This window comes from Paenibacillus sp. FSL K6-1230, from assembly GCF_038002385.1.
GTDB lineage: Bacteria > Bacillota > Bacilli > Paenibacillales > Paenibacillaceae > Paenibacillus > Paenibacillus massiliensis.
This window is the reverse complement of record NZ_JBBOCK010000001.1, coordinates 1,071,210-1,093,484: the sequence shown is the minus strand read 5'-3', so window position 1 is coordinate 1,093,484 and position 22,275 is coordinate 1,071,210. Positions and strand designations below refer to the sequence as shown.

Below are 22,275 nucleotides of genomic sequence, written 5' to 3'. Positions count from 1 at the left end.
GTACTATCATATATAATACAGTTAGCACGGTGTGTCAACAAAAAAAATCATGCTCCCCACAAAAAGAGAGACATGATTGTAGAATAAACGTTTAGTTAGCCGTTGTACTGTGAATATGCATGACCCTCTGCAAAAAATGCTCCAGAAATCTGTCGGCATCCACTTCGAGCGCCACTTCAATCTGCTGACTGGTGGCCCCTGTTGGTCCCTCGATCTCACTCGTTCTTCCTACTGCCACCGAAGCTCCAGTCTCCACCTGAATGTGCATGGATCTCGTGCGAACAAAGCTCGGATCAATGGCCACTCCTACCGCCAATGGATCATGCAGCGCACAACCAGCAATGCCCGGCTTGAACTTCTGATAGGCGTCGATGTAGAACTCCATCATCCCTGTCAAGAAAGCGGATAGCGCTGTCCCCTGTGCCCGCCATTTCTCTACGAGTCGCTGTGGCAGAAGGGTCTGCATCGTCACATCCAGCCCCACCATCGTCATGTGGAAGCCTGCTTCGATTACGCGAGCAGCTCCTTCTGGATCAGAATAAATATTGGCCTCTGCCGTAGGTGTAACATTCCCCGGAACTGTCACAGCACCCCCCATAATAATCAGATGGCCGAGCAGCTGCGGCAGCTCCGGGCATCGGTCGAGTGCCAGAGCCAGATTCGTCAGAGGTCCCACAGCAATTACCGTCAATTGCTGTGGATGAAGCTTGGCCTGCTCAATAATGAAGTCGGCTGCATGCTTCTCCTCTGCCTTCCTGATCGGCTCCCCAGCCAGCTGATTGCCAATGCCATCTTCACCATGAATATGCCGGGCATAAGGCTTGAACAACTCACGGGCATAGGGCTTGGCAGCTCCCGGATACACCGGTGCATCATGGTGCAGCAGCTCCAGCAATATCAAGGAATTACGCGTAGCCTCTTCTTGCGAGATATTCCCGTACGTAGTCGTAATTCCCACCAGTTCGAGCTCCGGCGAGCTTGCAGCATAGGCAATAGCGAGTGAATCGTCAATCCCTGTATCGACATCCAGAATGATTCGTGTAGTCATGCAATAACCTCCATCATGAATCCTAGCAACATGTCGCTGTTCCTAAGTTCGTCACTGTATGGTTACAGTATACACGAGCTTGTCCGATTCGGGCAGAGGATCAGGCCAAGCTGGACCCATGTGTCAAATAAGATGGCAACGCGGTCTCCAGCATCCATGAGGCAAAGTCACCGTTCCATTCCTGATCCGCTTGCTGAAAGAAATGCTCAGCAGCCTGATAATAAGCCTCTGCTACTCCTTGGCGTTCTTCCTTGCCTTGGGTCATTCCCCATTTAAGCTCCAATAAGCTCTCCGTATATAGTGACCAGTGCTTATCCAGCATACGCATATACTGTTCCCGACAGTGCATGAGCATCCTGGAGGCACCATTCCTACGCAGCATGGCTGACCACAGATCTTCCCAGGTCTCGATAAGCTCACTAGTTGTTAAAGGCTCCTCCTGCAGTACCGGATGTCGATCCTCAAGCAGCTCAAGCCCCAAGTTAAATAATTGTAGCTGAAGGCTACTTCGTGGCCCCGAATACCTTCGTATATACCTTTTCATATGTGTATGGAGATGACCTGCAACAGACTTCTTCTCCCACATCTGATCTCTTCGGCTATATATCTTGGAGCGGTGATCGTATAAAGGCTCATCCAGCGCAGCTGCACGTGCCCTCATCTCTTTGGTCCGCCCAAGTCGATGCAGATGGAAAGAGAGTTCCTCCTGCTGCTCCTTGAAGATCTTCTCGGCATGCTCCTTCTCCTCATCGGGCTTAATTGCGAGACAAGTTAATCCCGCTGCCCGAAGACTGTCTGATGACTCCGGCTGGTAGCCGGGTCTGTTCCAAGTCATCTGGGCGGCTGAGCGATGGTGGCGAACAATCTCCTCTGTGAGTGCACGCTGGCGTAAATGCGAGGAAGGCATAATCTCACATTCAACACCATAGATACTTGCGAGTTCCTCCTCATCGGAAGTCAGTACAGCCGCCGATCCACATACGTGCGTATATTGTCTGTAATAGTGAGCTATCGACATTTCTGCCCGTAACAGATGCTCTCTATCCTCTTTTCCATACCCTTGCCTTTGCATGATCAATGGACTCAGCATATGACGAATCAGCACAGATTCAGCATCATGAATAATCGCATATCGGTGAAAGGTCTGAATGCGCTCCCTGTCCTGTATCGTCAGATGATCGTGCAAATAATCGGCCATGAATTCATGAAAACCACCGAACGTCACATCAGCCAAATACGCCTGCTGCTTACGCTTCACGGTTCCTTGTGGATAATTCATACCTGCTTGCAGTCCAAGCAATTCAAAGATTGGACGCAGCATTTTATAGTCCTGAAAGGCTTCCTCATCACTGACAGCCATGATATGAGCCCCACAGCCCTGTACAGCTAACCATGTCGATGCCAAAAGAGAGACTAGCAGCCTCTCCTCTGCCGATCTCATTTCGATGAAGTATCCTTCTGTCATGAACCAGGCTGCCGAGAGCTGAACATCATGCACCTCCAGCCCTGTTACCCTGCGAACGGCCTCTTTTGCTGCAGCGAATACCATGTAACGCCATTCATTATCTTGTGCTGACTTCGGCTCCTGCTGTGCTGAACGGATGATCCTGCCGAGATCTTCATCCTTCATGAACTTGTATCTTCGATAGATTTGCATAATCTCTGTACAATGCTCTTCCACAGTCTTCCCCGACAACAACGCCAAGCTGTATGAACTTTTACTCATATTAGCCCTGTCCGTCCTTTTATATAATATTGTAATGCCGTCCCATTCTCGAATTGAACTCAATGAACACCTGACTGTCTGAGTAACTTGTGGCACTCATTCTAACAGGACGCACTGAACGGATTCTGAACAGGCCAGGATGAGTGACTTCTAACAAAGAATCATATTGATCAGTTATATAAAAAAGCAAAGCACCCGTTCCCCCATCGTTGGGAAATAGTGCTCTGCTTAATAGACCTTCAGTAATATACCTGCTATTTAATTCTCCAACTGACCAGAGACCAGGCGACTGTAGAAGCCTTTTTCGGCCAGAAGTTCCTTATGGGTCCCCTGCTCGATCAATCTTCCGTCCTTCAGCACCAGAATACGGTCAGCTCTGCGGATAGTATTCAGCCGATGGGCTATCACAAAGCTGGTCCTTCCCTGCATGAGACGGTGAAGCCCTTCCTGAATCTTGATCTCAGTAACTGTATCTATGCTGCTGGTCGCCTCATCCAGTACGAGAATAGCAGGATCAGCCAGCATGGCTCGGGCAATAGCCAGCAGCTGCTTCTGTCCCTGACTAATTCCGCTTCCATCTGCCCGTAGCAGTCTATCATAGCCCTGCGGCAATCGGGAAATGAAGGAATGGGCATTCGCAAGCCTGGAAGCCTCTTCCACCTCCTGATCCGTAGCATCCAGCCTTCCATACCGGATATTTTCGCGAATGGTTCCCTCGAATAGGAAGGAATCCTGCAGCACGAAGGCCATGTGAGATCTCAGACTTTCGCGGGTGATCGTGCCCAGGTCGCGCCCGTCGAGCGTAATCGTCCCAGCGTCAGGATTATAGAAGCGGGATAACAACTGAATCAAGGTTGTCTTGCCAGCCCCGGTAGGACCGACCAGTGCAATCATTTCCCCAGGCTCAGCCTCAAAAGTAATGTCTTCTAGCGTTACACCACTATCCTTGTCGTAGGAGAACCTGACCTCCTGAAAGCGAACAGCCCCCTGTACACTGGAGATTACTGTAGAGGCTCCTTCATCACCAGCCTCCTCGTCCTCATCCAGCACCTCGAATACACGCTCTGCTCCAGCCAGAGCGGACAGGAGCGTATTCCATTGATTCGCCAGATCATTCAACGGTCGTGTGAATTGGCGAGCATACTCGGCGAAGACGATCATGATGCCTACTGTCACAGCTCCGTGAATAGCCAGAATCCCGCCGATGCCTGCTACAATGGCAAAGCTGAGATTGTTCAGTCCGTTCATCAGCTTCGGAATGAAGCCGGAAATCGTCTGCGCCCAGAAGCCAGATAACTGGATGCGGTCATTGCGCTCTCCGAACTCGCGTATGACCCGCTGCTCCTGAGAGAAGGCCTTGATTAGCCGTTGTCCTGACAATGTTTCCTCTATGTAGCCGTTCAGATCGCCCAGATTGCGCTGGCGTTGCTTGAACAAGGGACCTGTCCTGCGTGTAATCCAGCGCATCCCTATATACATCAAAGGCACAACAATGAAGGTGAGCAGCGTGAGCAACGGACTCAGCCAGAGCATGACGCCAAGCGTTCCGAGCAGGGTAAGCACACTTGAGAATATCTGGATGGCCGAGCTGTTCAGCGTCGAGCTAACATTCTCGATGTCATTGGTCAGACGGCTCATAATCTCTCCCTGCTGGCGCTTGCCAAAATAGGCGACCGGCAGTCTATGCAGATGAGAGAACAGGTCATACCGGAGACGATACACCGTATCCTGGGCAATTCCGATCATCCAGATGCTTTGCAGCCAGCCTGTGATCGAGGCAAGAGCATAGACGAGGGCCAGTGCACAGAGGTAATACCCCCAGCTCCAGCTACCTGCACCCTGCAGATAGTCATCCACCGCCACCCCAACCATATAAGGTCCTAGTAGTGCGAGGCCTGAGCTAAGCACTACCATGAAGAGCACCCAGAACAGCTTTAATTTGCGCGACGCAAGGTAGGTCCACAATCTCCGCAACGTAGCAGACCAGTCCTTGACCTTGGCAGGTCTGCCTCTTCGGCCAGAGCCTGCTGCCTGTCCTGCGCCCGGCTCTATGACAGGACGTGGATGACGGAAAGGCTCAACGAATGCCTTGAACATGCTGCCCCTCCTCCTCATGCTGTGAATCATAAATGGTACGGTATAAGGATGAGCGCTCCATCAGCTCCTGATGGCTCCCCTTCTCCATTAGCCGTCCTTCGTCCAATAGCAAAATCAGATCTGCTGAGGCCGTTGAACTGACCTTCTGCGTAATGAGAATCGTTGTGCACGCCAATTCTTTTAGCTCCCGCAGCAGAGCATTCTCGGTCTGCACATCCAGCGCACTTGTGCTGTCGTCCAGAATAAGAATCGCTGGCTTGCGAACTAGCGCACGGGCAATGGACAGCCGCTGCTTCTGGCCGCCGGACAGATTCACACCTTTTTGGCCGATCATCGTATCATAGCCTTGTGGCAGACGTTCAATCGTCTCGTGAATTTGTGCTTGGCGGGCTGCAAGCTCAATCTCCGCAGCTGTTGCCGCTGGATTCCCCCAAGCAATATTGTCACGCACACTGCCCGAGAATAACAGCACCTCCTGCGGTACATATCCAATAGAGCTTCTTACCTGGTGCACATCCAGCTCACGCGCCGGATGTCCATCCATACGCACCACGCCCGAATTCTCCTCGTATAAGCGGGGGATGAGCTGCACCAGGGACGTCTTGCCTGAGCCCGTAGCCCCCATGATGGCAATCCGTTGCCCCGCTCTCGCTTGGAACGATATATTCAGCAGGACAGGCAGGTCGCTTCCGGGGTAGCTGAAGCTTACCTCTTCGAAGGCAATGTCTCCCACAATCGGCACTGACGCAGGCACTATCACAGACCTCGACCGTTCCGTAGTACCATTAGCTTTGGAGATTGGAGTATCACCGTTCGAAGGGCTCGCTACTGATGCATGGCTCTGTGGGACAAGACTCTTTGGAGCATACGAGCTCTCTAGAGCTTGCGAGTTCGATAGTGCTTGCGAGTTCGATAGTGCTTGCGAGTTCGATAGTGCTTGCGAGTTTGATAGAGCGTGCGAGCTCTCTGGAGCAAGATCCTCGGCGTAGAGCACCTCACCAATCCGCTGTGCGGAGGCCCCAGCTCTGGAATACGTCGATACAATCCACGACAAGGCCGACAAGGCTCCAATGGTCCGTAGCATATAGTTAATGACCGCAACGACTTCACCTATCGTAGCATCTCCGGTAGCAATATCCGCTTTTCCCAGCCACAGCACACCGATAATGCCCAGATTCATTAAGAACAGCACAAAGGGCATTGTCGTCTCTGTGAACCGCAAGGCAGACATCGTTCCCTGCATCAGATTCCGATTATGCTCTGCGAAGCGGCCCATTTCGTGCTTCATGCGAACAAATACGCGAATCAGACGAATCCCGCTGAGATTCTCCTGGATGACCCCATTTACCTTATCCAGTCTGCGTTGCACACTTCGATACAGCAGTGCTGCCCGTTTCATGACGATGGTCAAGATAACGATCAGGATGGGAACCATCACCGTTAGCAGCAGCCCCAATTTGAAGTGGACCAATAATGACATGATGACACTTCCGATGACGATTAATGGCACCCGTGACATGAAACGCAGACTCATAAAGATCGTCTCCTGCAGCTGCGTGACATCACCTGTGAGACGCGTAATGAGCGAGGACACGGCAAAGCGGCTAAACGCTGCGTAGGACAGTGACTCCAGCTTGCGGTATAGGCGATCACGCAGATCGTAGCCGACTCCCTGACTGGCATGTGAGGCGTAGAAGGAGCCAAATACACCCCCTGTGAAGGCCAATAGTGCTCCACCAGTCAGGATGCCCCCCCACATCCATACGACCTGCGCATTCTGCTGACGTATTCCTTCATCAATGATTTTGGAGATGATCCAGGGCTGCAACAGCTCTACAACTAGTTCGATCAGCATCATACTCAGTGCCACACAAGAAGCAATCCGGTATTTTTTCAAGAAAGTAAATATGAGTGCCATAGTCAGTCATTCCTCCGAAACCGGAATTTTCCGTCCTTATCGGACCCTGTTATTCATACTGTGAATTGCAAAATATGTATACTTTAATATACCCCATATTTTTATGATTTTCTGCATTTGCCCGTAGCTTCGTCCGAAATTGCAAAAAAACTTCCGGCAGATCATGGCACAAGGCCATATCTACCGGAAGATATTAACGAATCATGAAGCGATCAGGGTCGGGTCACATGAATACGTTCCCGATCTACTTCGAACCCAAGAACATATTCGTGTATCGAAGCAAGCCATGCTCAGCACGCACGGAGATATCCTGCGGCTTCTTGCTTTTCTCCAGCAATCGGATCATCTGCTGCACATGCTCCTCAGCCTTGCCAAGCTCCCCTCGATCCAGCTGTCGCTGTGCCTGGGTCAGACGCTGCTCCAGCTTACGGGACACCTTCTCATCTACTTCACCATCAGCCTTGAATTGCTTCAACGCCTCCCCCATTCCATGCAGTGCTCCCGGAGCCCGCAGCTGTGGAAGCGGCACCGCAGACCACTCCGTATCCGAAGCAAAATAGAAGCTTGGATAGGATGGCTGATTATAGCCCGAATTCTGCCATGCAATTCCTGTTCGGTATTGCGCATCATGCATGAGTGTATACAGCTTTCGGTCCGTTAACTCGGTGCTCATATAAATACGGATGGCCGAGCTATCGGCTGTGCGCACAAGCAGTTCCTCTCGCCAATCACCGAAGATGTCAGCTACAAGAGAGGGCGTACCCTTCGTGTGATTATTGGTGCGTGTTCCTGTTGCTGTCAGCAACGTTCCCCGTTGCCAGTCCTCGATAGTTGGTGTGTTCTCCAGGGAGCCATTCACAATCTGTGTCGTCATGTTAGCGGCCCACTTGATATTCATGTTCGTGCCCGGAATGGAAGTACTAATCTGCTGCCCATCGGCGGTACGAAGCTGGACAGCCCAGGTCTCCAGACCACGATGCGAAGGATCTACATCCCCGACCATGCCACGTCCAGTATCCCTGCCTGTATATCCTCCGTAGATGACTTCACCGGTCCGGGCATCCCGCAGGGAATATCCATACGGAGCATAGGAACCCCCCTCATGCACCATGAAGATCTCCAGCCCCGGACGATCCGGATCTATGTCAGCGACATGCAACGCATCTCCATGTCCGAGCCGTGCTGTCGTCCCTGGCGTGGCGCTCTCTGGAGGCATGACATCCATGGAGCTATAGAGCAGGGAGCCATCATGATCAATCGTAGCCGAGCCATAAATAATCTCATGCTTGCCATCACCATCTACATCCGCCACGCTGAGAGAATGGGCGCCTTGGGTCGTCAGTGTTCCGAACTCAGGGTCCGTGCCATTAACACCATGCGGTCCGTCATTGAACGGATTGCTCATCGGTGTCCAGCCGCTATCCACCAGCCAATCCTCCTTCAGACGCTCACCATCCCAACGGTACGCTACCAGCGTCGAACGTGTGTAATAGCCGCGTGCGAAGACAGCCGATGGATGCTCGCCATCCAGATAGGCCACTCCTGCCAGAAAACGGTCTACCCGGTTACCCGGTTCGATACGGCTCATGGCATAATCTCCCCACATTAGACCATCATCATGACGTCCTACCTTGAACGGAATCGTCTGTAGCTCCTTGCCTGTAAGTCCTTCGAATACACTCAGATATTCTGGTCCCTCCAGGATGAAGCCCTCGAAGCTTCGCAATTCATTGCGAGTACTCCGGGAAGGAGCGTATTCATCTATGAAATAGTCAGCCAGGCTCTCAGCGTCTGCACGAGAGAGTGGATAGTTGTATCGAGGCTCGATTCCGAAGCTCTCCTCCAGAGTTGCTGGCCAGTTCCCGTTAAAGACCTCCTCATGACGATGCCAGTTCATGAACATGTTCACGACATGCTCATAGTAATCCTCCGCACTCATGCGGTAGTCATCCTTATGACTATAGCCTGCTTTGAGATCTGCTTTGGGCATCGTGATATAACGCGCCTTGCCTGCACGACCTTGCGCATCATAAGGAATGACCTGCGTGCCCGGGGCCGTCTTGAACATTAGCTCTGCCTTCCCGTCCCCGTCAAAATCATAGACCATGAATTGTGTATAATGGGCGCCTGAACGAATATTTTTCCCCAGATCAATACGGTACAGCAGGGTGCCATCCAAGCGATAGGCATCAATGTAGGTATTCCCCGTGTAGCCCTTCTGGGACACATCCTTGGCATTGGATGGATCCCATTTCACGAACAATTCGTATTCTCCATCACCGTCAACGTCTCCCACACTCATATCATTAGCCGAGTAAGTATAGGATTCTCCTGCTGGCGTAACGCCATCGGCCGGCTTCTTCAGTGGCAGGTCCATATACTCGCCATCCCAAGGCTGTACTACAGGACTTCTCTCCAGCTCTAGGCCATACACATCCTCAGTAGCGCCCGTTGGATCAGCTTCCGCTCCATATACGACAGCAGATACGGAATATTGAGACTCCGGTGTTCCCTCACGGTCCAGATAATTAGTACTGTCCGTGACATAAGCAATCCGCTCCCCGTTCCGGTATACATAGAAGCCCGGTCCGCTAAGTCCAGATGCTGTATGGCCCGTAGCTTCATCCGCGAGCAGACGCCAGCTTAAGAATGCTCCGTCCGGCGTTGTGGCCGCGACTAGTCCACGGTTCAGATATTCCATCTGCTTCATCCTTGTCTCCCCAGCCCCCTCGGTGCTGGCTGCTGCCGGTTGCCCCCCGGCTCCCACACCAGTCACAATCATGATTGCGCTTACAGCAATGATCGCTATTTTTTGCGCAGCTCCTTTTGTTCGCTTCTTCATGTACAGTCTCCTTCCAAGTGTAGTCATGGTCCAAGGTACATTCATTCTGAACAATCGTTAATGTTTGCGCTTACAAAAATAGATGCTGCCAATCTGCTGGTGCGCGCCTCCCTACCACGCCATACTGAATTACCATTTATTATTATAATTTCTGTCTTCTATCCACAGTGTTCAAAAATCCGTACCATTTCTTCAATGATTCGACCTTTGAGGTGTTATGCTGAGAAGCTAGTTCATAAAGCTCCTGCATCCATCGCTATAGGACGAAAGCGAACAATCTATAATTGGATTGGATGAGTGGATCGAATCGGTGATACTAGCTAAGGGAGGAAGTGAATATGCGGATCAACTAAGACCCCCCGAGTACAGAGGTGGACAAAAAGAAGAGCTGACTAGATCATTCTAGCCAGCCAAGTTATGACTCTATTATTGAAGAATGAAAGAGAGCATACAGCGGTGTCTCTTCCCATTTCACACTTCCTCTGTTGCTCTCCTTTTTCTTAATTTTACGCGTTCAACCTGAATAGATTCTATTTGCTGCCATTATCCAGCTTGTCTAGACGCTCCTGTGCATTCGGCGACAGGAATATATTGAGAAGCCCCATGATATTGTTAGTCTCTGCTCTTGCCTCTTGGTAGGCTGCTGCGAATGCTTCAGGCTGTGCTGCCGGATCTTGAATTGCCGCCAGCTTCGCCCAGGCAGGCTTGGTTAGCGTGTCATACTTCGTGAACATAATCGTGTCCGAGGAGGTTATCCCGCTAGGCAGCCACGAATCCAAAGAAGAAGCTTCCTGGAAGAATCGAAGCGAATTACGCGCCGACTCACTGGTGAAGTCGTTGGTCCGCTGAGCCTCCTCCAGGATCAGCAATCCTTCTCTCGACAAAAATAGTACCTTCACCAGCGCTCTCTCCGTATTAGAGGCCTCGTTCCATGTCTTATAGGTCTCCTCTGGTGCAAGCCCTGTTGTGAAGAATGTGTACGCATCCTGAATATATTGCTCTGAATTCGGATGGATGGCCTCCTCTGTCTCTACATTGACTACTGAATCCCCGAAATTGGCTACAGTGATGTTGCCCGTATCCTGTACCTTCACTCGACGGATGGGATGCTCCTTAATGCGAATGAAGCCATGCTCATCCACATACGAGCCCAGCTCCTCCTGCGAGGTCTCTAATCCGAGCTGTCCAGCGGGACTGGCCGTCCCTGAGTCTGTAGCTGTGTCTTCAGCCGCTTGCGTTCCAGTCGTCTCACTTGCCCCGTCTTCTGTCTTCGTATCATTAGTAGCCGGCTGACCTGTCTCCTGCCCGACCTGGATATCACTGTCGATATTCGGACTGTCGAGCGTCTGTCCATCACCACTACCTTTACCACTACCGCATGCATTCAGCAGAACGATGATTAATCCGATCATGAGCAGCTTCAAGCTGATACTGCCTCTGAATCTGTCCATTAGGCTTGATTGGTGTACTGTGCTGTGATCTTGATGTCCTGTCTTCAAAACAAATACCCACTCCTCTATATCTTCTTATGTAGTCTCTTACAAATAATGCACTTATTGCATCATAGTACAGTGCGGCGATAAATCATATCAGCTTGTGGTAGCCTTTTTTTAAGAACTTTGTACCAATTCCCCTTATTAGCTGAAGTCATCTATTCGTACTCAGTCTCTGGTTCATTTCATATTTATGCAATTGCGAAATAGTAGAAATTCAAAACGCCTTGGAGACTATTCACAGCCCTCCAAGGCGTACGGCTTTAGCTTAGCGATTATTGAATAATCCTATAGCAGTACCTTGAGCGAATCTAATTTCGCATTGAACAAGGCTACCCGCTTGCGGCGACTCTACACTCACACTTGATCTAGATCCTGGTTAAAGTGCTAGTTAATCCTGAAACCAGCGCTTATAGAGCACCTGCGTGCCCTTCTCCTCATAGCCCAGAGCAGCCAACTCGCGATAGAGAGATTCTGCCAGAGCCAGACTCGGTGTCTCCAGCTTCATCTCTTTAGCAGCCTCAAGGGCGATCCCCATATCCTTGATAAAATGCTTCACATAAAAGCCCGGCTCAAAATCACCCGCGATCATCCGCGGACCCAGATTGCTTAACGACCAGCTACCCGCAGCCCCGGATTCGATGCTTTTCAGTACCTGCGCCGGGTCCAGACCAGCAGTACGTGCATAAGCCAGCGCTTCACACACACCAATCATTCCCGCTGCGATGGCAATCTGATTGCACATCTTCGTGTGCTGTCCTGCTCCTGGCTTACCTTGTAGCACCACATTGGCTCCCATAAGCTCCAAGATCGGCAGCACGGCTGCGAAGTCATCCTCCGCACCACCGCACATGATGGACAGTCTCGCGTCCCGTGCACCAATATCTCCACCGGATACGGGAGCATCCAGTGCATGCAATCCCCTCGCTGCTGCAGCTTCATGAATCCGCGCAGCCAGAAGTGGACTGGAGGTCGTCATGTCAATGAGATAAGCACCTTTCTTAGCATGCTGGACCAGCCCTTCTGCCCCCAGATATACCTCCTCCACATCCTTGGGATAGCCGATCATCGTGATGATCACGTCACAGATCTCCGCAAGATGTGCTGGCGATTCCTGCCACACAGCACCCAGCTCAATCAGCTCCTGCGCCTTTGCAGCTGTCCTTGTGTACACATGCAGCTCATATCCGGCCCGCCTGATATGCCCAGCCATGCTTTTCCCCATGACACCAATACCAATAAAACCAACAACCGTCTTTCCTGGCTCCAATCCCATATCCCTACCCCTTCCTGTGCCCTCATCATCCCACATTATGTTCTTTTGTGAAAGCAGAGCTGTCCTGATGCTATTATAGCTTACAAAAAATACATACTAAAAGTCTGTTTCTAGGACATTATTCCTGATTTTGAAAAAAAGTATGATTAATTTGGTGCGCAAACAATACATTCCATGTTAGGAATTAAGACTCCTGCATATTTCGCCAATATTGGTTATGATTAGGTGTATTGAGTATTTGCATAACCTTTATGCAGTACTGAATAAAGAGGGTTCTGTGTTTTCTTTTATTGCTATTACCATGAAGGCAGTCTGGAATAAAGAAGTGTTACACGACACAAGCAGAATCCCTAACTACTTTAGGGGGTATAATTGTGAAGAAATGGACATCAATTGCAGTGGGGCTGCTCGCGGCGATCAGCATCACCGCATGTGGTAGCAACAGCGCTGCTCCACAAGAGGCGGCTCCGGCCGCAAGTACAGGTACAGCTACTCAAGCAGAGAAATTGCCAACAGCTCAGGAATTGATCGAGAAGGTTGCTAGTGAGGGAGCCAATCTGAAGAGCTTCCACATGCAAAGCAGCATCAACCAGGACATGAAGATCACAGCTGGTGAGAATACACAGGATCAGAAGCTCAATATGACTATTGACATGGATTATGTAGGTGAGCCACTTGGTGTCTATTCGGAGATTGTTACCGAAATGCCTGGTGTTGCCGAGAAAACAACCATGAAGCAGTACATTACCGAAAAAGCGGCCTACATGGAAAATGCCGGAACGTGGATGAAGCTGCCTGATGCGACCATTACAGAGCTGGTTGAACAGATGAAAGCACAAGGGAATCCTGAGGAGCAGCTCAAGCAGCTCAGCTCGATCCTTGACGAAGTTAATGTCTCCGAGAAGGATGGACAATACTTCATGGAAGCCAAGATTTCTGGCGATAACGTAAAAGCCTTGGCTGAGAAATTTCTGAGTCAAAGTGGTGCTGCCGACGAACAGCTATCGGCGATGCTGCAGCAAATGAACCTGAAGAGTATGGAGATCAGCTATCTGATTGATAAAAAGACCTATTTCCCACTTAGCTCCACTGTCAAAATGCAGATGGACATGAGCATGGATGGGCAATCCCTTGATATGAGCATGGCCATGAACGCTACCTTCTCCAAGCTGAACGAGGTGGAAGCCATTTCGATCCCGCAAGAGGTTATCGACAGCGCACAATAAGATCAACATGAACAAAACCTCCTGTACCTTAGTCAAGGTGCAGGAGGTTTTGTTGTATGGATTTCATGCTACAAGTGCAATTAGATTATCATGAACAAACCTCCTGCACCTTACTAGTCGTTATATATGAAGCAATTCAACAATAAACGATAATGAAGCGTGCTGAAGCGTGCTGAGAAGCGAAGCTAAAAGCTTTCTGAATGAATGCTTCTTCGGAAGCATAAGTTTAGCGAAGAGTAAATAAGCACTACAGGCGTGGCGTATCGACTACCATGAGAATGAACATGATCATTAGATAATTGACGGAGAACATGAAATTCACCTTGGCCCAGCGCTCATTCTCCTGAACGCGAAGTCCGCTGATGGTATGCACCAGCCATGCCACGCCGCCAATGACCGACACCACCAAGAAAATATATCCGGTATAGCCATATACGAAAAGTAAAATGCCAGCAGGTATTAGCAGAAGTACATAGGGAATCATTTGCAGCTTCGTACGACGGACGCCCTTTACGACAGGCAGAAGTGGAAAGCCAGCTACCCGATATTCCTCAACCCGACGAATGCCAAGGGACCAGAAGTGCGCGGGCTGCCACAGAAACAAAAAGATGAACAGGAGCCATGCACCCAGATCAACCTCTCCACGAACAGCACAATAGCCCATCACCGGAGGCATGGAGCCAGCAATTCCACCAATAGAGGTGCTCCAGGTGGAGCTGCGCTTCAGCCACATTGTATACACTACCACATAAACGAACCAGGCAAGCAGTCCCAGCAAGCCTGTGACGGGATTCACGAGTAAGAACAAAATTCCGATCCCGATGACCCCGAGCACAATACTATACCCGAAGACAAATCGTAAGGAAAGTCGATCAATGGGCTCAGCACGCTCCCGCGTTCGTTCCATTCGCTGATCCAGCTCATAGTCCCAATAATTGTTCATTACGCAGGCCGAAGCAATCGTTAGGGTAGTACCGATCAGCATCCAGAGCATAATGCCCCAATCCAGCGACCAGCGTGAAGCAATCCAGAAGCCGGCCAAGGAGGCAAATACATTTAACTGCAGCAGCCTAGGCTTGGTTAGACTTATCATGTCCTTTATCACTTTGTAAAAATCCTCCTGATGACAATTAGTCCTGCAACGCAAAATATCATTGTACCAGAACTTTGACGAGCCTCCTACCCCCTAAAGATAATGTACCCTAATTCATCGTATTCACCACTGCCAATGACAGGAGAAATACAAAGAGCCGATTACAGTTATACTGTAATCGGCTTACTCAGCATTCACATTTATGTTGTGCATAACGAGCAATGATTTCTTTCAATCTATACCAGTACTTCCTTAAGTGCAGATTCTACAAGTTCCTGATACTGCTGAATGTGATTCTTCGAGGCATGTATTCTATATTGCTCGAACAGCCCGACGCTTTTCTTGAAGTCATTTCCACTATTATGCTGAATGGCCGAGGAAAGCAGCTCTAGGACATGCTCCACCACTTGTCCAAACCGATGATGCGAAGCGTTATATTTAATGAGCTCTAATAGGTACATATGATAATCTGATATATGCTTAAGCATTTGGGCAGGATTCATTAGCGAAATAGATTGTGCCAGAAGAGGCAGCAAGTCGTCAATGAGCAGATGGTGTAGGTTAGCTATGCGGATTAGGGTGACGAGACCAGGGAGGATGTCAGGCTTATGCTCAAGTAAAACTTGTGTATATTCATAAAGCTTATCAATACGACCAGACAGAAGGTCAAGCTCCAGCAGCTGTAATCTTGCTATAGATCGAAAACGCTTTCTTATATGGCACTCCGATTCTTTCGGATCATCGAACCAATCGAGGCGGGAAAAGGCATCTATACAATCTCTTGCCAATTCATACTCGCCCATCCTCTTGTATGCAACCCCCTTCATCATATGGCTGTAGCCATAGTAGTGTACCAGGGGCTGATTCATCTGCAATCTCTTGGGGTGTATACCATCCTTACGGAAGCGCTGCTGCAACTGGTATGCCTTACCCGCTACAAGTGCAAGATGATCCGCATGCGTAATCATCGTGCTCCAATCCTCAAAAGAAAGGGCTAGTTCAATCATGTTTACCAGGGTGTCCAGATTCGTGCTGTTCGACAAAACCTTGTCTTCCAACGAATTCTCCTCCCTCAAACAAATTCATATGAAAGGATTATAGAATATTATCTACCCTCGGTCAATTTGACATCACGTGCTAAGGTATACGTTTGGAATAATAAAAAATCGGTTAATGAGAACATAACTTTTCTATATATCTCAGGAGGTTATATTTTATGAAATGGTTCACTCGTCTTATGCTCGTAGCTGCCCTACTTCTCGTAGCTGCATGCTCCAATTCAGGTACAGAACCCGCACAGGGGGACACAGGAAATGGACAGGAGGTCGTAACTGAGCCCGATGGCCAGACTCCCGATAACGAGGCAACACCAGAGCCAGGCACTCCTGACGGAACTGAGGATACGAACACCGGACAAGCTGCGATCTTAACGCTGGACCAGGTCCAACAAGCCATCCAGGCTCAAGGGCTGGAGCTTACTGCAGCTTCGCAGGAGAACGACTGGGTGCTAAATGATGTAGAGCCACAGAGAAATACGCTCAATGGCTCGGCTGATCAACCAGAGAACAACGAGATCGTCACCATCTATGTCTTCGATTCCGAGCAGGCTCGGCAGGAGGGATTAGCCAACTTCAACGAACAGACCGCCAATCTCCCAATCAAAAAGCCAGCAGCTATCGAACACAAGAATGTCCTGATTCTGTACTGGTACAATGCAGAGGAGACGGATAATCCTGCCACGCTCGATACAGCCGTCCAACTCGATCATGCGTTGAAGGCACTTTGATGGATGATGGTCTTTAGCAGCTCATTTTCAAGTAATAGCTTGTAAATAACAAACAGGATTGCCTCGCAAGCAGTGAGCTTACGAATGCAATCCTGTTGTTGTTATACCTTAGACGAAATGAGCTCCCTTAAGCTTATTGTGCTTGACGCGCCTCAAGGGCGTTCAGAAGCAAGGTTACCACTTCGGCACGAGTAGCTTCTGCCAGTGGATTGAACTGATTGTTGCCAGCACCCTGTACGAGACCTGCATCTACCGCAGCAGCTACATATGGAGCTGCCCATGCTGGGATGCGGCCTGCATCGGTGAATGTCGGCTTCGCTGCCGGGTCCACCGTCAGACCAAGTGCCCTAACCAGCATTACTGTCATTTCTGTCCGGTTCATGTTCGCGGCTGGGCGGAAGGTTCCGTCCTCATATCCGCTAATGATGCCCATTTGCACTGCTTGGGCCACATATGAACGGGACCAGGCCGGAATGTTGTTGGCATCCTGGAAGGAAAGGTTATTGCTACTGGCCTCAAGCCCTAATGCTCGCGCCAACATAACCACAAATTCTGCCCGGCTTGCTTTTGCATTAGGACGGAATTCGCCATTTTCATAGCCATTTACAATTCCAAGTGCTACTGCCTTTTGAACAGCTTCTCTTGCCCAGTGACTTGCCGTATCCGAGAAGTTCACATTAGAGACTGGTGGAGTTGTGTTATCACCAGGAACCTCTGGCGTTGTCGGCTGTTCCGGTGTTGTTGGCTCTGGTGTTGTTGGCTGAGTAGGAGTTGGAGCACCTCCACCGCCGGAGCTACCTCCGGGGGTATTTCCATTGACATCGTCGGAGCCGCCACTACTGGAGCCACCGCCAGGAAGAGGACCTCCCTTAAGATCAATGATGCGCCCTTCCACCTCTTGCTTCACGACACCTACCCGATCCAGTTGCTCCAGGAACACCTCGTAATCGACAAGGTTCAGCTCATAATGACGCTGATCTGCCTTCGCTGCCTTCATGGAGCGGTAGAAGTCACCACCGTCAGCCATGAAAGAATTCGTAGCTACAATATAGTAAGCATTAGGATCAATATTGCTATACTTGCCATTCGCATTTTGGATCTGAACACGGCGAACACGCTCGCCTACCTGTGTCACTTGTCCAGTTGTAGCGTCGATCTTCTCACCCTTCTTGGTCGAGTCATAGTAGAAGCGGAGTCCGGATACTTGCGGGAAACGTCCTTCTCCAGATTCTACTCCGCTGACACCATTCTCCAGAGCGGCTGTAATTTCCTTACCTGTCATCTTGAGCGCTGTAAGATTGTTGCCGAATGGCATCGTGGTCAGCAGCCCACCCAAGGTAATATCTCCCTGAGGCAAGGATGCACGAATACCTCCGCCATTCTGAATGGCTACATAGCCTTTCACATCATTCGCTTGAACGATGCTTTTGACTTTAGCCAGCATACCGTCAGTCATCAGATTGCCTAGATTGGTCTCCTTCTTGCGGACACTTCCCCGCTCACCGTCAAGGAACACCTCAGAGCTTCCTACAATCGTTTTCTTGAATTCGTCAAGCTGAGGAGCATATTCAGACAGAATGGCGGCTGCTTCCGGGTCATCCTTGTAGACGTAAGCTCCGGAGCCATCCTTCTGATCCAGGTTCAGCAATGAACCTCCCCATGTCTGTAATACGCCCTCTTCATTAAAGGTCACATCCAATTGTCCAAGGGATTGATTGTATTCACCTGTCTGCACAATCAACGTCGGCTCGGCTTGCTCATTCACTACCACAGGCTCGGACAGCTTCGTATGAGAATGCCCACCCACAATAATATCAATGCCTTGTACAGCCTGCGCCAGTTCCAGATCTACCGTGTAACCCAGATGAGAGACAGCGATAATCTTGTTGACACCCTCTTGCTTAAGCATATCTACCGTAGCATTGGCGCTTGCTACTTGATTCTTGAATACAAGATGCTCCCCAGGTGAGGCCAGAGATACGGTATCCGGTGTCGTCAGACCGAAAATACCAATCTTCTCGCCTTCGACCTCCTTGATGATGGCTGGATAGATTGTAGCCTTGGCTGCTGGCTGACCAATCTCGTTACGGTACAGTCCAGACAAGCTAGGCTCAGCTGTAAAGTCAATGTTCGAGCTCACAAACGGGAATTCAGCCTTCTTGATGAAGTCTGCCAATAAAGCTGGTCCTTTGTCGAACTCATGATTACCGAACGTCATCGCATCATATCCCGACAGATTCATGAAGCGTAGATCGGCTAATCCATTGAACAGGTTGAAATACAGTGTACCTGAGAATACATCCCCGGCATCGACAAGCAAGGTGTTGTCATTGCGGTGCTCGTTAATCGCTGTAATACGACGAGGCACATTGTCCAGATGGGCATGTGTATCGTTCGTATGAAGCACACGCAGCTTGTAATCTCCATCCTGCGGAAGATCCTCGAAGGATAACTGCGCGAGCAACGGATCGTGGTCACTTACTCGCCCATGAGCCTGCTCGAAATCCGCATTCACATGTACGACCTCAATAGCCGCTGCCTTAGCCGTCTTACGATCGGTCAGAATATGATCCAGAGTCTGGGAGTTACCGTCATAAATATACGAGTAACGCTTCTCTTCTGGAAGCTGATCTACTAGGTTCGTAAGCTCTTGACCCTTCAGCAGGTGCAATGTTCTTGAGAATTGGAAATCATTAAAGTCACCCAGTGCTACGACTCTGACGTTCGGATCGCGGTCCACCAATTGCTTGATGAAGCCATTCACGATCGTCGCCTGCTTCGCACGCTGCACCTCACTGCTCCGTACAACAGGCTGCACACTGCCATATGGCTTCAGATCGCCACCCTTGGAATTAAAGTGGTTAGCGATAACAACTACCCGCTCATCCTTGAACTGGAACTCCGCTGCCAAGGGCTTACGTGAGCTGGCGAACGCTTCATCACCAGGTGCAATCCGTCCCGGATTCAGCGACAGAGTACCATCTGTGTTCACCTCAACTGGTGTTGCAGCATCGCCCTTCACGGCATTGCCTGTCAGACTTACACGCTCAGGGTTATACAGGAAGCCTACCCGGATGTTCGCTCCAGGTGCCCCTCCATCCAGGTTGTTCACTGGGGCAATATCCGTATAGCTGTAGTCAACGCCGCCCTGATTCCGAATCGCGTCGATCAGGGTCTGGAAGCTTTGGTCCGCCGCTGTATTTCCACTATTCGTATCGCCGTCGTTGTCTTGAACCTCCATGACACCTATGATGTCTGGCTGCTTGAGATTATTCACAATAATTGCAGCAATCTTCTGTGCTCTGGCTGCATCCTTCTTGCTGAAGTTCTCTACGTTGAACGTGGCTACCGTCAGCTTGTCTTCAGCTGGGGCAATCGTAGTAACAGCCTGGCCTAGATCACTTGGAATGACAGCTGGAAGGTTACCCTCTGGCTGAATCTTGAAATTCCCATTGGCATAGGTCAAGACGCCTGTGACAGAACCATTCAGCTGATCACCCGTCTTCACAGCCACAGACGGCTTCTTGTTAATGAAGATCCGTTGCGGATTCAGAGAGCTCTCGAATTGACCTGCGCCGTCTCCACGGAGAATAACTCCTCCTGCTGGTGTGCGGAGCGGATTATTTGGCTCATTGTCCACCACAACTGCCAGTCCTGGCTCACTGGAGTATGGGCCTACAATCGTTGGTTGGTTCACTTGTACGCGCATGCTTTCCAGGCTTTCATAGAAATCAATAGCGTCCTGCTCTGGATTGAAGACCTGCAGACTGTCGGAATCAATGACATTTGGCAAGGTCCGCCCACCTGCTCCTATTACTACTGGTGTAGGTAATGGTACTGTCGTGTTCTCCTTCTGAATATCTGTAGCTACAATCTGAGTGATGCTCAGTTCGTTCGCAGCAGGCTCGTATTCCTTCACCTGACCGCTCACCTTCACCGGTGTTCCCACGGTTACGCCATGAGATGGACGATATACTTGAATCGCTTCAGAGGTAGCATCATTGTTATCCTCCAGACCAGGATATTCCTGCATCGTGAAGGAGCTACCGGATACGGAGGTAACAATCCCTTCTACACCCCTTACCTCAAATCCATTGAATAATGAGGAATGGGATTCGCCCTGAATATCATGGATACGCAGACCATCCAGGGATGGAAGGACCTTATAAGTAAACGTATAAGTGCTGCTGATTTCGCTGTTCATAACAGCAATAGCCTTGACGGTAGCGTCTTCCTCAATAACGATAGGGCCTGTATACAAAGTAGACTGCAGGGTAGGCTCTTCCCCATTCAGTGTGTAATAGATCGTAGCGCCTGTCTTCGGAGAAGTCAGTTCAACGGATCCACCCTTGACAATGCCACCTGTCGGAACACTGGCTTGTACAGACAGTAGACGTTCGATCACGTCGGACGCATCCCGTGGTAGCAATTCCAAACCATAGCTTGTATGATAGGTCATTACACCAGTAATACGCTCGTATGTCTTACCCACTGTAAGAGCTGTAGGGGCATTCTTGGCGTAGATCGTAATCTCTTCCGCACTGTGTGTGTCTTTACCATAGAAGGTTGTGCTATTACTGCGAGCAATCTCAGTAGTACTAAGCTCTACTAGCATGCCCTCATAGCGCCCACCAGGACCTTTGCTGCCATCGCTCGCGCGAGCAAAGTCAGCTGAGGTTAGCAGAAGTGGTGTCGGCAGATCCTGATCACGCTCCGTGACACTCACATAGCCGCCAGCGAAGCCACTCTTGTTCACTTCAATCTGAAGCAGACCATTGAAGATTGTCAGGGGGCCGTAAGCCTCGATGCGATCGCCGACTTCAATGGCAGATTCGCTCGCTCGAATGACGATACCTGCACCCTGATCCTGGATATAATAGTTCGTCTGACCGCCAGACACCTCACGGTAGGTTACAATTCCACGTACAGCAACCGGGGCATTCTCAGCCTTGGCTCTCGCGTCTGTGATACTTACTGGGGTAGTATCTGCAATCGTGTACTGGAAGCTTGTAATCGGGCTTGGGTCCAAGCCATCCTTACCTGCATAGGCCTGGATGTACGTGTCCGTTGTTACGGTAATCGGTCCATTAAAGAGTGAGAATTGTGCATTAGGACCTGTTTCCGTGCTGTAATAGATATAGGCATCATTCGTAACTGTACTCAAATACACCTCTGTATTGACTGGAACTGGGCCAGATGGCGGCGAGGCCGTCACGGATGCCACCTGATTAGCCGGTGTACTGTCAACTACAGCAAAGGTTGTAGCTCCGGTGGAACGAATTCCCTTGGTGCTGAAATAGGTGGTGAATGTTCCGTTGTTTATCAGAATTTTTTGTTGAAAAATACTAGGCTTAGATACGAGGCCGAATTCGCTTCGTACGCCTGTAGGAAGCTGCACTGGCATCATCTTGCTTACATCGGTCTCGCCAGGACTTGCTGCGATAGCTACATTGGTGTCCCCGCCATAAGGCTGAGTCTGCTTCACATTGCCTGTGCCTGCGTAGAAGCCAACGACATATCCTTCAATGGATATCGTAGAATCATCTGGAGTCATCGCAAGAGCCTGATCCACCGTAAGGGTGCCACCAGCAGCCGATGCCCGATCTGCGAAGAGTCCCGCCGGGATCGCTCCGGTAATCATGACGATGAAGATAAGCATCCATTGGAAGGACCGTTGTATGGCCTTGGCCTCCCTCACTTGTCTCCATAATCTTGCTTGCCTTGATTGCTTGCTGTACATTCATTCAACTCCCATTCATTGTAGTTGGCA

The 22,275-nt window shown here is 50.0% G+C and carries 12 protein-coding genes; 2 read left to right on the top strand and 10 right to left on the bottom strand.

Annotated elements, in window-relative coordinates; all coding sequences use genetic code 11:
- Nucleotides 1-91 precede the first annotated feature (91 nt).
- The 7 genes from MKX74_RS04680 to MKX74_RS04650 form a co-directional block, all read right to left on the bottom strand.
- On the bottom strand, nt 92-1,048 hold the full coding sequence (locus tag MKX74_RS04680) for a nucleoside hydrolase (RefSeq protein ID WP_341177654.1): 957 nt from the start codon (nt 1,046-1,048) through the stop codon (nt 92-94).
- A gap of 100 nt (nt 1,049-1,148) precedes the next feature.
- Complete coding sequence (locus MKX74_RS04675) at nt 1,149-2,774, bottom strand: hypothetical protein (RefSeq protein ID WP_341177653.1); 1,626 nt, start codon at nt 2,772-2,774, stop codon at nt 1,149-1,151.
- Nucleotides 2,775-3,032: 258 nt separating this feature from the next.
- On the bottom strand, nt 3,033-4,871 hold the full coding sequence (locus MKX74_RS04670; RefSeq protein WP_341177652.1) for an ABC transporter ATP-binding protein: 1,839 nt from the start codon (nt 4,869-4,871) through the stop codon (nt 3,033-3,035).
- Nucleotides 4,852-6,789, bottom strand: coding sequence for an ABC transporter ATP-binding protein (locus MKX74_RS04665; protein ID WP_341177651.1), 1,938 nt, complete (start codon nt 6,787-6,789; stop codon nt 4,852-4,854). Before MKX74_RS04665 ends, MKX74_RS04670 begins: the two co-directional genes overlap by 20 nt.
- Nucleotides 6,790-7,033: 244 nt before the next feature.
- Nucleotides 7,034-9,631 (bottom strand): rhamnogalacturonan lyase, encoded by a 2,598-nt coding sequence (locus MKX74_RS04660; protein WP_341177650.1) that lies wholly within the window; start codon nt 9,629-9,631, stop codon nt 7,034-7,036.
- A 530-nt stretch (nt 9,632-10,161) separates the two neighbouring features.
- Nucleotides 10,162-11,082, bottom strand: coding sequence for a hypothetical protein (locus tag MKX74_RS04655; protein WP_155988540.1), 921 nt, complete (start codon nt 11,080-11,082; stop codon nt 10,162-10,164).
- Between the two features lie 433 nt (nt 11,083-11,515).
- Nucleotides 11,516-12,436, bottom strand: coding sequence for an NAD(P)-dependent oxidoreductase (locus MKX74_RS04650; protein ID WP_341177649.1), 921 nt, complete (start codon nt 12,434-12,436; stop codon nt 11,516-11,518).
- 338 nt (nt 12,437-12,774) lie between these two features.
- On the opposite strand from MKX74_RS04650, the gene MKX74_RS04645 reads away from it, so the two are divergent.
- Nucleotides 12,775-13,626: a DUF6612 family protein gene (locus MKX74_RS04645; RefSeq protein WP_341177648.1), complete on the top strand. Its 852-nt coding sequence runs from the start codon at nt 12,775-12,777 to the stop codon at nt 13,624-13,626.
- Nucleotides 13,627-13,873: 247 nt separating this feature from the next.
- On the opposite strand, the gene cyoE is transcribed toward MKX74_RS04645, so the two are convergent.
- Both cyoE and MKX74_RS04635 read right to left on the bottom strand, forming a co-directional pair.
- Entirely contained in the window at nt 13,874-14,773 is a 900-nt protein-coding gene (cyoE, locus tag MKX74_RS04640; protein WP_226383665.1) for a heme o synthase, read from the bottom strand.
- A gap of 182 nt (nt 14,774-14,955) precedes the next feature.
- Nucleotides 14,956-15,777 (bottom strand): hypothetical protein, encoded by an 822-nt coding sequence (locus tag MKX74_RS04635; RefSeq protein WP_341177647.1) that lies wholly within the window; start codon nt 15,775-15,777, stop codon nt 14,956-14,958.
- 158 nt (nt 15,778-15,935) lie between these two features.
- Between MKX74_RS04635 and MKX74_RS04630 the strand changes: the two genes are divergently transcribed.
- Nucleotides 15,936-16,505 carry a hypothetical protein gene (locus MKX74_RS04630; protein ID WP_341177646.1) on the top strand — a complete coding sequence of 190 codons (570 nt, stop codon included), beginning with the start codon at nt 15,936-15,938 and terminating at the stop codon, nt 16,503-16,505.
- A 133-nt stretch (nt 16,506-16,638) separates the two neighbouring features.
- On the opposite strand, the gene MKX74_RS04625 is transcribed toward MKX74_RS04630, so the two are convergent.
- Nucleotides 16,639-22,245: an S-layer homology domain-containing protein gene (locus MKX74_RS04625; RefSeq protein ID WP_341177645.1), complete on the bottom strand. Its 5,607-nt coding sequence runs from the start codon at nt 22,243-22,245 to the stop codon at nt 16,639-16,641.
- Nucleotides 22,246-22,275: the final 30 nt, after the last annotated feature.

Coding starts and splice junctions, on each gene's coding strand:
- MKX74_RS04680 (WP_341177654.1), bottom strand. CDS start 1,048: ATGACTACACGAATCATTCTGGATGTCGATACAGGGATTGACGATTCA.
- MKX74_RS04675 (WP_341177653.1), bottom strand. CDS start 2,774: ATGAGTAAAAGTTCATACAGCTTGGCGTTGTTGTCGGGGAAGACTGTG.
- MKX74_RS04670 (WP_341177652.1), bottom strand. CDS start 4,871: ATGTTCAAGGCATTCGTTGAGCCTTTCCGTCATCCACGTCCTGTCATA.
- MKX74_RS04665 (WP_341177651.1), bottom strand. CDS start 6,789: ATGGCACTCATATTTACTTTCTTGAAAAAATACCGGATTGCTTCTTGT.
- MKX74_RS04660 (WP_341177650.1), bottom strand. CDS start 9,631: ATGAAGAAGCGAACAAAAGGAGCTGCGCAAAAAATAGCGATCATTGCT.
- MKX74_RS04655 (WP_155988540.1), bottom strand. CDS start 11,082: ATGGACAGATTCAGAGGCAGTATCAGCTTGAAGCTGCTCATGATCGGA.
- MKX74_RS04650 (WP_341177649.1), bottom strand. CDS start 12,436: ATGTGGGATGATGAGGGCACAGGAAGGGGTAGGGATATGGGATTGGAG.
- MKX74_RS04630 (WP_341177646.1), top strand. CDS start 15,936: ATGAAATGGTTCACTCGTCTTATGCTCGTAGCTGCCCTACTTCTCGTA.
- MKX74_RS04625 (WP_341177645.1), bottom strand. CDS start 22,245: ATGTACAGCAAGCAATCAAGGCAAGCAAGATTATGGAGACAAGTGAGG.